At 66.0% G+C, this 13,870-nt stretch carries 12 protein-coding genes; all 12 read right to left on the bottom strand.

Annotation, left to right across the window (positions count from 1 at the left end):
• Nucleotides 1–3: 3 nt before the first annotated feature.
• Entirely contained in the window at nt 4–972 is a 969-nt protein-coding gene (locus tag ACSQ89_RS19825) for a TRAP transporter substrate-binding protein (protein WP_436291007.1), read from the bottom strand.
• A 173-nt stretch (nt 973–1,145) separates the two neighbouring features.
• Complete coding sequence (locus ACSQ89_RS19820; RefSeq protein ID WP_244503738.1) at nt 1,146–1,316, bottom strand: hypothetical protein; 171 nt, start codon at nt 1,314–1,316, stop codon at nt 1,146–1,148.
• Between the two features lie 315 nt (nt 1,317–1,631).
• On the bottom strand, nt 1,632–2,816 hold the full coding sequence (gene lapB / locus ACSQ89_RS19815; protein ID WP_093103098.1) for a lipopolysaccharide assembly protein LapB: 1,185 nt from the start codon (nt 2,814–2,816) through the stop codon (nt 1,632–1,634).
• Nucleotides 2,806–3,117, bottom strand: coding sequence for a LapA family protein (locus ACSQ89_RS19810; protein ID WP_093103099.1), 312 nt, complete (start codon nt 3,115–3,117; stop codon nt 2,806–2,808). Before ACSQ89_RS19810 ends, lapB begins: the two co-directional genes overlap by 11 nt.
• A gap of 32 nt (nt 3,118–3,149) precedes the next feature.
• Nucleotides 3,150–3,464, bottom strand: a complete 315-nt coding sequence (locus ACSQ89_RS19805) for an integration host factor subunit beta (RefSeq protein WP_093103101.1) — start codon at nt 3,462–3,464, stop codon at nt 3,150–3,152.
• Nucleotides 3,465–3,512: 48 nt separating this feature from the next.
• Nucleotides 3,513–5,198 (bottom strand): 30S ribosomal protein S1, encoded by a 1,686-nt coding sequence (gene rpsA / locus ACSQ89_RS19800; RefSeq protein ID WP_093103102.1) that lies wholly within the window; start codon nt 5,196–5,198, stop codon nt 3,513–3,515.
• A 169-nt stretch (nt 5,199–5,367) separates the two neighbouring features.
• Nucleotides 5,368–7,365 (bottom strand): bifunctional 3-phosphoshikimate 1-carboxyvinyltransferase/cytidylate kinase, encoded by a 1,998-nt coding sequence (locus tag ACSQ89_RS19795; protein ID WP_436296348.1) that lies wholly within the window; start codon nt 7,363–7,365, stop codon nt 5,368–5,370.
• 2 nt (nt 7,366–7,367) lie between these two features.
• A complete protein-coding gene (locus tag ACSQ89_RS19790; RefSeq protein WP_436291009.1) occupies nt 7,368–8,246 on the bottom strand; it encodes a prephenate dehydrogenase in 879 nt (292 codons plus the stop codon).
• A gap of 8 nt (nt 8,247–8,254) precedes the next feature.
• A complete protein-coding gene (pheA, locus tag ACSQ89_RS19785; RefSeq protein WP_436291010.1) occupies nt 8,255–9,373 on the bottom strand; it encodes a prephenate dehydratase in 1,119 nt (372 codons plus the stop codon).
• Nucleotides 9,374–9,392: 19 nt separating this feature from the next.
• Nucleotides 9,393–10,508, bottom strand: coding sequence for a 3-phosphoserine/phosphohydroxythreonine transaminase (serC, locus tag ACSQ89_RS19780; protein WP_436291011.1), 1,116 nt, complete (start codon nt 10,506–10,508; stop codon nt 9,393–9,395).
• Nucleotides 10,505–11,086 carry a DUF2059 domain-containing protein gene (locus ACSQ89_RS19775; protein WP_093103109.1) on the bottom strand — a complete coding sequence of 194 codons (582 nt, stop codon included), beginning with the start codon at nt 11,084–11,086 and terminating at the stop codon, nt 10,505–10,507. Before ACSQ89_RS19775 ends, serC begins: the two co-directional genes overlap by 4 nt.
• On the bottom strand, nt 11,083–13,731 hold the full coding sequence (gene gyrA / locus ACSQ89_RS19770; protein ID WP_436291012.1) for a DNA gyrase subunit A: 2,649 nt from the start codon (nt 13,729–13,731) through the stop codon (nt 11,083–11,085). Before gyrA ends, ACSQ89_RS19775 begins: the two co-directional genes overlap by 4 nt.
• Nucleotides 13,732–13,870: the final 139 nt, after the last annotated feature.

Here is a 13,870-nt window from a genome sequence, read left to right as displayed (position 1 = left end):
GTCTTATTTCTTCTTGTAGGCGTCGACGATCGCTTGGCCTTCGGCGCCGGTGGCCTTGAGCCAGTCGGCCTGCATGATGCCGCCGACCTGGCGCATGTCGGCATCGAGCTTGGGCGAAGGCTTGTGGATCTTCATGCCGCGCTCGGCCAGCAGGCGCTTGTATTCGTCGTTCTTTTCCTGGGCGACCTTCCAGCCGCGTGCCTCGGCGTCGGCCGCGACCTTGGTCACTGCGGCCTTGGTGGCGGGGTCGAGCGCGTCGAAGGCCTTGGCATTGACCAGGATCGCGTTCTTCGGGATCCAGGCCTGCGTGTCGTAGAAGTTCTTGATGTGCTCGTAGGTCTTGGTGTCGTAGCCGGTCGAGCCGGAACTCATGTAGCTTTCGATCACGCCCGTGGCCATCGCCGCGCTCAGCTCAGCCTGCTGGATCTGCACCGGCTGCGCGCCGATCAGTTCGGCGATCTTGGCCGTGGCGGGGCTGTAGGCGCGCCACTTGATGCCGCGCAGGTCGGCGACGGAGCCGATTTCCTTCTTCACGTAGATGCCCTGAGGTGCCCATGGCACCATGAACAGCACCTTGATGCCCTGTGCGGCCAGCAGCTTCTCCATGGCGGGCTTGGAAGCCTCGTAGAGCTTCTTCGCTTCGGGATAGGTGGTCGCAAGGAAGGGCACGCCGTCGAGCGCGTAGATCGGGTTCTCGTTGGCGAAATTGGCCAGCAGGATCTCGCCGGCCTGGGCCTGGCCGCTTTGCACGGCGCGCTTGATTTCGGGCGCCTTGAACAGCGATGCGTTCGCATGCACGGTGATCTTGAGCTTGCCGCCGGTGGCGGCGTCGACGTCCTTCGCGAACTGCGTGATGTTCTCGGTGTGGTAGTTGGTGGCCGGGTAGGCGGTGGGCAGGTCCCACTTGGTTTGCGCCAACGCTGCTGCGCCGAGGGTCAGGCCAGCGAGGGCAATGCCGAACTTGTGATTCATGGGCTCTCCAGAACGTACGAAAGTAAAAAGGCGACGGGGAGCATACGTGCAAATATCGGGCCATCGCGTGGGGCTTTCCCCTGCCGTAGGCGCATGGCCGACGCCTCGGCGCGAATGAAAAAGCCGCCCGTAGGCGGCTTTGGATCAGCGCGGCGAACCGCGGCGGAGATGGTTCAGGGCTTGGCGTCGGCCTTCTTGGAGGCGCCGTCGGCCTTGGGGGTCTCGGACTTCGCGACCTTGGCCGCAGGTGCCGCGGCGCCCGCGAAGCTCTGGCCATTGACGGTCAGCCCTTCGGCAGACAGCTTGGCGGCCGCCTTCTCCTTCACGCCCTTGACCCGGCTCATGAGGTCCGGCCAGTCCTGAACGCGCCTTGCTTGCGTGCTTCGATGATGCGCTTGGAGACCGCGGGGCCCACGCCCCTGAGCGCATCGAGCTCTGCGTGCGCCGTATTTGTTGACATCGACTGCTGCCCAGGAGGCGGTCGCAACGAGCATGGCCATGATGGCCAACATTTTCTTCCTTGAGATTCCCTGACATTGTTGTGAAAGGGATGCCGGGGCATCCCGCCGCACGCGGCATGCGCACGGCGCGGGTTTCAACGGCAGGTTCTGAGCTGCGGTTGACGCCTCTGCGACGAAGTCAGAATTGATCAGATTTGTTCAGAGCTCTTCGACGCGCCGGGGCGGGTAGCTGTCCCAGGCCTGGCAGCCGGGGCAGTGCCAGAAATGCTGATGGGCTTCGAAGCCGCAGGCTGCGCAGCGGTAGCGCAGCAGCGGCCGCGTGGCCTGGTCGAGCGCGCGTTGCACCTGCGGATGGAACTGCTCGTGCGTGAAGTGCTCGCTCGCCAGCCAGCGGGACGCCGCCACGAGGGAGGGCTGGTGGGCCAGGTGCGCGATGTAGCCGTCGCGCGGTTCCGGCGCCGCTGGCGCGCTGGACGTGGTGTCCTCCGGCAGCACCGGCGCGCCGCCCAAGGCCATGATTGCCTCGAGCACGTCGATCGAGGGCGATTCTGCATAGCGGCGCTGGAGCAGGATCAGCGCCTCGCCCGCGCGCTGCGAAGCGACCGAGGCCTGCTGCAGCATCGCCGCGTAAAGAGGCAGCGCCAGCGGCGCGTTCTCGCTGAGGGCGGCGAGCGTTTCGAAGGCCTTGGCGGAGTCGCCGTTGCGCAGTTGCAGCGTAGCCGTGTCGATGGCCGGCCGCGGCGCCTGCGGCGCCAGCGCGACCGCCTGCTCCAGCAACTGCGCTGCGGCGTTCAGGTCGCCGGCCGCCGCCTGCTCGGCGGACTGCTCGCAGAGGTGATGGGCACGGCGCACGCCGTAGCTGGCCTGCTCGGTCTCGTCAAGCTTCTGCGCCACTGCGGCGGCTTGCGCCCACTCGCGCGAGCGTTCGTAGATGGCGAGCAGGGCGAGCCGGGCCTCGTTCTCGTAGCGCGTGCCTTCGAGCTTCTGCAGCGCGGCTTCGGCGCGATCGAGCAGGCCGGCGCGCAGGAAGTCCTGCGCCAGCGCATGCTGCGCGCGATCGCGGTCGGCGCGGCTCAGGTCGCCGCGGCCCAGCAGGTGCTCGTGCACGCGCACAGCACGCTGGTATTCGCCTCGGCGGCGAAACAGGTTGCCCAGCGCGAAGTGCAGTTCCTGGGTGTCGGGGTCGTTCTGAACGGCTTCGATGAAGGCATCGATGGCCTGGTCCTGCTGCTCGTTGAGCAGGAAGTTGAGGCCGCGAAAGTAGGCCTTGGGCGCCTGCCGGTTTTCGATGCGCAACTGCCTGAGATCGAAACGCGAGGCCAGCCAGCCGAGGACGAAGGCGAGGGGCAGGCCGAGCAGCAGCCAGCTGAAATCAAAGTCCATGTTGGCGTACGGCGGGAAGGTCGGTGGCGGCGGCTGCCGGGGCAGGGGCTGCCGTGACGGGCGAGACCGGCGCCGCGGGCAGTTGCGCCGCGGCGCTGCGGTGCTTCCACCAGCCCGGCAGCATGCCGAGCGCGCCGACCACGAGTCCGCCGGCAAAGGCCGCAAGCACCACCAGCACGAGCGGGGCGCGCCAGTGGGTGCCGAAGAAGAAGTAGACGGTGGCGTCGTGCTGGTTGTTCAGCGCGAAGGCGAAGAGGGTAAAAAAAATGGCTGCCTTGAGCAGCCACAGGAGGTATTTCATGCGCGTCCCCGTTGGCGGGGGAATTCTATGCTTCAGGCTTCGCGTTTCTGCGCGTCGAGTTCGGCCGTGCGGGCGTCGACCGCCTCGCGCAGCGCCTTGCCCGGCTTGAAGTGCGGCACCCGCTTTTCGGGAATCTGCACGCTCTCGCCCGACCGCGGATTGCGGCCGATGCGCGGCGGACGCCGGTTCACCGTGAAGCTGCCGAAGCCGCGGATCTCGATGCGGTGCCCGCGCACCAGCGCGTCGCTCATCGCATCAAGAATGGTCTTGACGGCGTATTCGGCGTCGCGGTGCGTCAGTTGAGCGAAGCGCGCCGCCAATTCTTCGACAAGGTCAGAACGAGTCATAAACCACAGAAGGACACGGTGAGCAACGCTCACCGTGTTTTCCTCTGTTTACTTCTCGTTGTTGTCGAGCTTGGCGCGCAGCAGAGCACCCAGGCTGGTCGTGCCCGCGTTCTCGCGTGCCGACTGCTGGCTCAGGCTGGCCATCGCGCCTTGCTCGTCGACCATGTCCTTCTGCTTGATCGACAGCTGGATGTTGCGGGTCTTGCGATCCACGTTGACCACCACGGCCGTGACTTCGTCGCCTTCCTTGAGCACGTTGCGTGCATCTTCCACGCGGTCGCGGGAGATTTCGCTGGCGCGCAGATAGCCGATGATGTCCTCACCGAGGTCGATCTCGGCGCCGCGGGCGTCCACGGTCTTGACCTTGCCGGTCACGATCTGGCCCTTGTCGTTCACCGTGGTGAAGGTGGTGAACGGGTCGCTGTCGAGCTGCTTGATGCCGAGGCTGATGCGCTCGCGGTCGACGTCCACGGCCAGCACGATCGCTTCGACTTCCTGGCCCTTCTTGTAGTTGCGCACGGCGGTTTCGCCGGGCTCGTTCCACGAGAGGTCGGACAGGTGCACCAGGCCGTCGATGCCGGCAGCCAGGCCGACGAACACGCCGAAGTCGGTGATCGACTTGATCGGGCCCTTGACGCGGTCGCCGCGCTTGGTGTTCTGCGCGAATTCCTGCCACGGGTTGGCCTTGCACTGCTTCATGCCCAGGCTGATGCGGCGCTTGTCTTCGTCGATCTCGAGGACCATGACTTCGACTTCGTCGCCCAGCGAGACGATCTTGTTCGGGGCGATGTTCTTGTTGGTCCAGTCCATTTCGGAGACGTGCACCAGGCCTTCGATGCCGGGCTCGAGCTCGACGAAGGCGCCGTAGTCGGCGATGTTGGTGACCTTGCCGAACAGGCGCGTGCCTTGCGGGTAGCGGCGCGAGACGCCCATCCACGGGTCGTCGCCCATCTGCTTGAGGCCCAGCGAGACGCGGTTCTTCTCGGTGTCGAACTTGAGGATCTTGGCGGTGATTTCCTGGCCGGCCTGCACCACTTCGCTCGGATGGCGAACGCGGCGCCATGCCATGTCGGTGATGTGCAGCAGACCGTCGATGCCGCCGAGGTCGACGAACGCACCGTATTCGGTGATGTTCTTGACGACGCCGCGCACGACTGCGCCTTCCTTCAGCGTTTCCATCAGCTTGGCGCGCTCTTCGCCCATGCTGGCTTCGACCACGGCGCGGCGCGAGAGCACCACGTTGTTGCGCTTGCGGTCGAGCTTGATGACCTTGAATTCGAGGGTCTTGTTCTCGTAGGGGGTCAGGTCCTTGATCGGACGCGTATCGATCAGCGAGCCCGGCAGGAACGCGCGGATGCCGTTGACCAGGACGGTGAGACCGCCCTTGACCTTGCCGCTGGTGGTGCCGGTGACGAAATCGCCGGATTCGAGTGCCTTCTCGAGAGCGAGCCACGAAGCCAGACGCTTGGCGGTGTCGCGCGAGAGGATGGTGTCGCCGTAGCCGTTTTCAACGCTGCCGATGGCAACGGAAACGAAATCGCCGGCCTGGACTTCGAGTTCGCCCTTGTCGTTCTTGAACTCCTCGATCGGCACGTAGGCTTCGGACTTGAGGCCTGCGTTGACCACGACGTGGTTGTGTTCGACACGCACGACTTCGGCGGTGATGACCTCGCCGGTGCGCATTTCGGAACGCTTCAGGGATTCTTCGAACAGGTCGGCAAAAGATTCAGACATTGAGTTTTCCTTCCGTCACGCAGGGTTTGCAGTCGCAAATGCAATATCGCGGGCGACTGCGTCGGATCTGGAGACGGCGGTTGTTGGGCTTGGGGCCCGGTTGAGGTTGAACAACCAGCAGGCCGGTGCGCTGTCGCGCGGCGGGGACCTGCTGGACCGAAACGCCTTTTCAAGAAGACTTGAAAGGCTGTACTTCCTGCCACCAGTCCAGCACCCGGTCGACCGATTGCTCGATCGAAAGAAGGGAGTTGTCCAGGAGGCGGGCATCAGGCGCCGGCTTCAGCGGCGCGACGCTGCGGGACGAATCCCGAAGGTCACGCGCTTCCAGGTCGGCGCGAAGACCGTCGATTGTAGTCGAAATACCCTTTGAAATCAACTGCTTATGACGCCGGTCGGCGCGCTGGGCGGCGTTCGCGGTCAGGTAGACCTTGAGCGGGGCGTCGGGGAAAACGACGGTGCCCATGTCGCGGCCGTCGGCCACCAGGCCGGGCAGGCGCCGGAAGCTCTTCTGCAGCGTCATCAGCGCATCGCGCACGGCCGGCAGCGCCGACACGCGGGAGGCGTCCATGCCGGCGGCCTCGGTGCGGATGGCATCGCTCACGTCTTCGCCGGCCAGCACGATCTTGCCTTCGCTGAAGCGAAGGGGCAGGGTGCGGGCGAGCGTGGCAATCTGTGCCTCATGCGCGGCATCTGCGCTGAGCCCCGCGCGGCGCATCGCGAGACCGGTCACGCGGTAGAGCGAACCCGAATCCAGGTAGTGATAGCCGAGCCGGTGCGCCAGCTCGAGGGCCAGTGTTCCCTTGCCGGAGGCGGTGGGGCCGTCGACGCAGATCACCGGCACTTCGACGGCCTCGGCCACCGAGAACAGGGTCTCGAAATAGTCGGGGAAGGTCTTGGCGACGCACTGCGGCTCGAGGATGCGCAGCGGTACGCGGGCCGGATTGAAGGCCGCGAGCGAGAAGCACATCGCCACGCGGTGGTCGTCGTAGGTACGGATGCTGGCCGCGCGCCAGCTGGCCGCGGCCAGCGGGTGCACGCGGATGAAGTCGGGGCCGTCCTCGACCGTGGCGCCCAGCTTGCGCAGCTCGTTGGCCATGGCGTCGATGCGGTCGGTTTCCTTGACGCGCCAGCTCGCAATGTTGCGGAGCAGGCAAGGGCCGTCGGCATAGAGCGCCATCACCGCGAGCGTCATCGCCGCGTCGGGAATATGGTTGGCGTCGAGGTCGATGGCCTTGAGCGGCCAGGCGCCACGCGAGACTTCGAGCCAGTTGGGGCCGCTGTCGACGCGCGCGCCCATCTGACGGGAGGCTTCGACGAAGCGGATGTCGCCCTGGATCGAGCCGGCGCCGACGCCTTCGATGCGGATGCCCGCGCCGCTCGCGATCGCACCGAGCGCGATGAAATAGCTGGCCGAGGACGCATCGGCCTCGACGTGGATGTCGCCGGGTGAACGGTAGCGGCTGCCCGCGGGAATCGTGAAGCGCTGCCAGCCGTCGCGCCGGACCTCGATGCCGAAGCGCGCCAGCAGGTTGAGCGTGATCTCGATGTAAGGTTTGGAAATCAGCTCGCCGATCACCTCGATCACGATGTCGCGCTGCGCTGCGGCCAGCGGCAAGGCGAGCAGCAGCGCGGTGAGGAACTGGCTGGAGACGTCGCCGCGCACGCGGATCGGCGCTTCGAGCTGCAGAGCATCGAGGGCCACCGGATGAATGTGCAGCGGGGGATAGCCGGGGTTGCCGGTGTAGTCGATGCGGCAGCCGAGCTGGACCAGCGCGTCGACCAGATCGCCGATCGGCCGCTCGTGCATGCGCGGCACGCCGCGCAGCTCGAAATCGCCGCCGAGCAGGGCGAGGGCTGCGGTCAGCGGACGCATCGCGGTACCGGCGTTGCCGAGGAACAGCGAAGCGCCCGGCGTCTGCGGCTTGCCGTCGAGGCCGTCGATGCGCAGCACATTGCCGGTGCGCTCGATGCGGCAGCCGAGCGCGGCCAACGCATCGAGCATCACGCGGGTGTCGTCCGAATCCAGCAGGTCGTGCACCGTGGTCGTGCCGTCGGCGAGCGCCGCCAGCAGCAGCACGCGGTTGGAGATGCTCTTGGAGCCGGGAAGCCTGACGGTACCGCCGGCGGCGACGAGCGGCGGGATGTCGAGGAAAGGTGTTTCGAACATGGTCAGTCGGGCGAAGCGGCCGCGCCCGGATGCCATTTGCTGCGAACGCGGCTGGCTGCCGCGATCGCGTCTTCCAGGCCCTGCGTATCGCCCGCGTTCATCAAGGCCTCGAACTGCGACAGTGCCGCGCGAAAGGCCAGCGAATGCTGCAATACCTGATCGCGATTGGCCAGCAGGACGTCGCGCCACATGGCCGGATCGCCGGCCGCGATGCGCGTGAAGTCGCGAAAACCGGGACCCGCCAGCTCCAGAAAGCGATGGCCGTCGGGCTGGGCGGTGATGGCTTTGACGAATGCGAACGCGAGCAGGTGCGGCAGGTGGCTCACGGCCGCGAAGGCGCTGTCGTGCGCCTCGGCCGTCATCGTCACGACCTTGGCGCCCACCGCCGTCCAGACCTGCGTCGCGCGCTGCACGTTGGAGCGCCGCGTGGCCTTGATCGGCGTGAGCACGACCTGGCGCCCGGCATACAAGCCGGCATCGGCATGCTCGACGCCGGCGAGCTCCTTGCCGGCGATCGGGTGCGCGGGGACGAAGGCGCCGAGCTGGTCCTGCAGGCCGCGCCGCGCGGCCTCGATCACGTCGCCCTTGGTCGAGCCCACGTCCATCACCAGCATCTGGTCGGTGATGCCGTGGCGGATCGCCTTGAAGGTGGCTTCCGAAGCGCCCACCGGAACGGCAATCAGCACCAGGTCGGCACCCGACACCGCGAGCAGGGCGGACGGCGCGGCCACGTCGATCACGCCCAGCTGGCGCGCGCGTTCCGTGGTCGATGGCGACTTGCTGTAGCCGACCACGCGCTTGACCAGCCGCGCGCGCTTGAGCGCCAGCGCGAAGGAGCCGCCCATCAGGCCGCAGCCGATCAAGCCGAGCTGTTCAAACATGGGCGGCCTCAAGCGGTGACGGGGTAGGCGCCGATGACTTTGTAGAACGCGCAAAGCTTGCGCAGTTCGGCGAGGGCGGCGGCGACATTGGGCTGTGACGGATGGCCGTCGACGTCGATGTAGAAGTAGTACTCCCACTGGCCGGTGCGCGCCGGCCGCGACTCGAAGCGCGTCATCGAGACGTTGTTGGTCTTGAGCGGCACCAGCAGGTCGTGCACTGCGCCGGGCCGGTTGGGCACGGAAACCACCAGGCTGGTGCAGTCCTTGCCCGAGGCCGGCGGCATGGCCAGGGTCTGGGGCAGGCAGATGACGGCGAAGCGCGTGCGGTTGTACGAGTCGTCCTGGATCGCGTGGGCAACGATGTGCAGCCCGAAGCGGGTAGCGGCCCGTTCGCTCGCGAGGCCGGCCCAGGCCGGATTGCCGGCCGCGAGCCGCGCACCCTCGGCGTTGCTGGAAACGGCGCGCCGCTCGGCGTTGGGCAGGTGCTTGGAGAGCCAGGTCTGGCACTGCGCGAGCGCCTGCGGATGCGCCAGCACCGCTTCGATGCCTTCGAGCTCGTTGCGCGTGCGCAGCAGGTGATGGCGCACCAACAGGCTGACCTCGCCGACCACGTGGGTGGGCGAGTGCAGGAACAGGTCGAGCGAGCGCGTGACCACGCCTTCGGTGGAGTTCTCGACGCCGACCACGCCGTACTGCGCGCTGCCGGCGGCCGTGGCGTGGAAGACCTCGTCGAAGGATGCGCAATAGATCAGGTCGGCGGCGCCGCCGAAGTATTCGATCGCGGCCTGTTCGCAGAAGGTTCCTTCGGGGCCGAGCACGGCGACGCGCTGCGGCGATTCGAGGGCCAGACAGGCCGACATGATCTCGCGCCAGATGGCCGCCACGTGCAGCGCCTTGAGCGGCCCGCCGTTGCTCTGCTGCATCTTCTCGATCACCTGCGCCACGCGATCGGGCCGGAAGTAGGGCGTGCCCTCGCGCTTCTTGACCTCGCCGACCAGCTCGGCGACGTGCGCGCGGCGGTTCAGCAGGTCGAGCAGTTGCTGGTCGAGCGAATCGATCTGCACGCGCAGATCGGCGAGGCTGGCGGAATTGTCGGAGGCAGGAGGCTGTGGGGTGGGTGCGGTCATCGGTCAGGCACGCATGCATCTAGGCATGCGACCGCTCGAATTCTCGCATGTAGCTCACGAGTGCCTGCACGCCGGCCAGCGGCATCGCGTTGTAAATACTGGCCCGCATGCCGCCGACCGACTTGTGCCCCTTCAGCTGCAGCAGACCCGCTTCGCGCGCGCCGGCGAGGAAGGCCTCGTTGCGGCTTTCGTCCTTGAGGAAGAAGGGCACATTCATGCGCGAGCGGCAGTTGGCGGCGACCTTGTTCTCGTAGAAGCTGGAAGCGTCGATGAAGCCGTAGAGAAGCTGCGCCTTCGCGATGTTGCGCTGCTCCATCGCCTCGACGCCGCGGAGCTCGCCCTCCGTCTGCTGCAGCAGCCATTGGAAGGTCAGGCCGGCGACGTAGATGCCCCAGGTCGGCGGCGTGTTGTACATCGACTTGTTCTCTGCCACCGTCTTGTAGTTGAAGGCCGTGGGGCAGATGTCGAGCGCGCGTCCCAGCAGGTCGTCGCGCACGATAACGATCGTGAGGCCGGCCGGGCCGAGGTTCTTCTGCGCGCCGCCGAAGGCGAGGCCCACGCGGCGCCAGTCGACCGGCCGCGACGCGACATGGGAAGAGAAATCGATGACGAGCGGGGCGTCGCTGCCCAGTGCGGCGAGATCGGGCAACTCCTGGAATTCGATGCCGTGGATCGTCTCGTTGGAACAGATATGCACGTACGACGCGTCGCGCGCGAGCTGCCAGCTCGCGGGGTCGGGCAGCCGCGTGTGTTGGCTGTCGGCATTGGACGCGGCGACGTTCGCCTTGCAGTAGCGCTGCGCTTCCTTCTGCGATTTGGCGCTCCAGCTGCCGGTGATCACGAAGTCGGCGCCGGCGCCGCGCGACAGGTTCATCGGCACGATCGCGTTCTCGCCGAGGCCGCCGCCCTGCATGAAAAGGATGTGGAAGTGCGCAGGTACCGCGAGCAGCGTCCGGATGTCGGCCTCGGCCTGCGAGCAGATCGCGCCGAACTCCTTGCCGCGATGGCTCATCTCCATCACGCTCATGCCGCTGCCTTGCCAGTCCAGCATGTCGGAGGCGGCGCGTTGCAGCACTGCCTCCGGCATCGCGGCCGGACCGGCGGAGAAGTTGTACGGGCGCGGACCCTGCGTCACTTCTTGGCGGGCGCCTTGGGCGCCGGCTTGGCCGGTGCTGCCGCGCCGTTGCCGGTCGGGGCGCCCAATGCCTTGGCAACGTTGGTGTCGAGCGTGCGCATCTTCGGTTCGATGCTCGTGCGGGTCTCGGCCACCAGCTTTTCCGTGAGTGCGGTCTGCATCTTCGGATTGAGTTCCTGGTACTTCTTGCTCAAGGGCGAGCTGATCCAGGCCAGCAGCTGGCGCAGTTCTTCGTCGCTGAAGTTGTCGCGCAGGATCGGGCCCAGGGCGTCCGGCGCGAGCGCCACCGCCTTGTCGCGCACGATGGGGTAAGCCTCGTCGAAGTACTTCTTGAGCTCGGCGTCGGCGGCCTTTGCGGCGGCTTCGCGCTTCTCGGCCGGCACCTGCGTCTGCAGATACTGCGAACCCGCTTGAGCGATGGGGGCGCTGGACTGCTCGACCAGGCCGCGCGCCAGCGCTTCGATGCCGGGGCGCTGCAGATCGATGAATTGCTTGACCATCGCCGCCTTGTCCTGTGCCATGGCCATCGAGCTGCCGGCGAGCGCGACCGTCAAGAGCGCGAGTTTGAGTTTTTTCACTGAGGGTTCTCCGTTGAAGATGATGAGGAAGTGTCGTCGGCGTCGGGCTCGTTCTCCACGTTCGCGTCGTTCTCGACGATGCGCTGCAGCCCGCTGAGCTTGGCGCCTTCGTCGAGCCCGATCAGCGTGACGCCTTGCGTCGCGCGTCCGAGTTCGCGGATTTCGGAGACACGGGTGCGTACGAGCACGCCCTTGTCGGTGATGAGCATGATCTCGTCGTCGGCATGCACGAGAGTCGCGGCCACTACCTTGCCGTTGCGCTCACTTTGCTGAATCGCGATCATGCCCTTGGTTCCCCGGCCATGACGCGTGTACTCGGTAATGCTTGTGCGTTTTCCGTAACCATTTTCCGTCGCGGTCAGGACGCTCTGCTCCTCGTCCTCCGCGACCAGCATGGCGATCACGCCCTGGCCGTCCTCGAGCGTCATGCCGCGCACGCCGCGTGCGTTGCGGCCCATCGGACGCACATCGTTCTCGTCGAAACGCACGGCCTTGCCGCCGTCGGAAAACAGCATCACGTCGTGCGCGCCGTCGGTCAGCGCGGCGCCGATCAGGTAGTCGCCCGGGTCGAGATCCACTGCGATGATGCCGGCCTTGCGCGGGTTGCTGAATTCGTCGAGCGCAGTCTTCTTGACCGTGCCCATCGAGGACGCCATGAACACGTATTGATTGGCCGGGAAGGTGCGCTTCTCGCCGGTCAGGGGCAGCACGACGTTGATCTTCTCGCCTTCCTGCAGCGGGAACATGTTGACGATCGGGCGTCCGCGCGAGCCGCGCGATCCGGCGGGCACCTCCCACACCTTGAGCCAGTACAGCCGGCCGCGGTTGGAGAAGCACAGGATGTAGTCGTGCGTGTTGGCGATGAAGAGCTGGTCGATCCAGTCGTCTTCCTTGGTCGCCGTGGCTTGCTTGCCGCGCCCGCCGCGTTTCTGGGCCCGGTATTCGCCCAGCGGCTGGCTCTTGATGTAGCCGCTGTGCGAGAGGGTCACGACCATGTCGGTGGGCGTGATCAGGTCTTCCGTCGAAAGATCGAAGGCGCTGTGCTCGACCTGGCTGCGGCGCAAGCCGAGCTTGGTCTGACCGAACTCCTGTTTGATCGTCGCGAGCTCGTCGCCGATGATCACCGAGACGCGCTCGGGCTTGGCCAGGATGTCCAGCAGATCGTCGATCTCCGCCATGACTTCCTTGTACTCGGCCACGATCTTGTCCTGCTCCAGGCCGGTCAGGCGCTGCAGGCGCATCTGCAGGATTTCCTGGGCCTGCGTGTCCGACAGCTTGTAGAGCCCGTCGGCGCTCATGCCGTATTCGATCTCGAGTCCGTCGGGGCGGTAGTCGTCGGCGTTGATGACGCCGCCGTCGGCCCGCGTGCGGGTGAGCATCTCGCGCACCAGCTTGCTGTCCCAGCGGCGGTTCATCAGCTCGGCCTTGGCCACCGGCGGCGTCGGCGCGTTGCGAATGATGGCGATGAATTCGTCGATGTTGGCGAGCGCGACCGCCAGGCCCTCGAGCACGTGGCCGCGTTCGCGCGCCTTGCGCAGCGTGAACACCGTGCGGCGCGTCACGACTTCGCGGCGGTGCTGCAGGAAGACCTGGATCAGGTCTTTGAGGTTGCACAGCTTCGGCTGGCCGTCCACCAGCGCCACCATGTTGATGCCGAAGGTGTCCTGCAGTTGGGTCTGCTTGTAGAGGTTGTTGAGCACCACTTCGGGCACTTCGCCGCGCTTGAGCTCGATCACCAGCCGCATGCCCGACTTGTCGGACTCATCCTGGATGTGGCTGATGCCTTCGATCTTCTTCTCGTGCACCAGCTCGGCCATGCGCTCCTGCAGCGTCTTCTTGTTGACCTGATAGGGCAGCTCGTCGACGATGATCGCCTGCCGCTGGCCGCGGTCGATGTCCTCGAAGTGGCACTTCGCCCGCATCACCACCTTGCCGCGGCCGGTGCGATAGCCGTCCTTGATGCCGTTGATGCCGTAGATGATCCCGGCCGTCGGAAAGTCGGGCGCCGGAATGATCTCCATCAGGTCGTCGATGCTGGCGTCCGGGTGGCGCAGCAGGTGCAGGCAGCCGTCGACGACTTCGTTCAGGTTGTGCGGCGGGATGTTGGTCGCCATGCCGACCGCAATGCCGCCCGAGCCATTGACCAGCAAATTGGGCAGCTTGCTCGGCAATACCAGCGGTTCTTTCTCGCTGCCGTCGTAATTCGGACCGAAATCGACGGTTTCCTTGTCAATATCGGCCAGCATTTCATGCGCAATCTTCGCGAGCCGAATTTCCGTGTAGCGCATCGCGGCCGCGTTGTCACCATCGACCGATCCGAAATTGCCCTGGCCATCGACCAGCATGTGGCGCATGGAAAAGTCCTGCGCCAGCCGCACGATGGTGTCATAGACCGACTGGTCGCCGTGCGGGTGGTACTTACCGATCACATCGCCGACGATACGGGCCGACTTCTTGTACGCCCGGTTCCAGTCATTGTTGAGCTCGTGCATCGCATACAGCACGCGCCGGTGCACCGGCTTGAGGCCATCCCTCGCATCGGGGAGCGCACGCCCCACGATCACGCTCATCGCGTAATCGAGATAGCTGCGGCGCATTTCCTCTTCGAGGCTGATGGGTAGAGTTTCTTTGGCGAACGAGGTCATGGGCAGCAGGCTGACGGCAAGGGGCCGAATTTTACGCCGCGAAGGGTGTCGCACCGCCGCAACACAAGGCCGGTATTCCGCCTCCGTCCTACGTTTCAGGGGCGCCTCGCGGGCGGTTTGCCAAAGACCCTATGGCACA

The sequence above is a fragment of the Variovorax sp. LjRoot175 genome (assembly GCF_964253805.1).
Taxonomy (GTDB): domain Bacteria; phylum Pseudomonadota; class Gammaproteobacteria; order Burkholderiales; family Burkholderiaceae_C; genus Variovorax.
The sequence above is the reverse complement of the archived record's forward strand: the minus strand, read 5'-3'. Positions and strand labels throughout refer to the sequence as shown.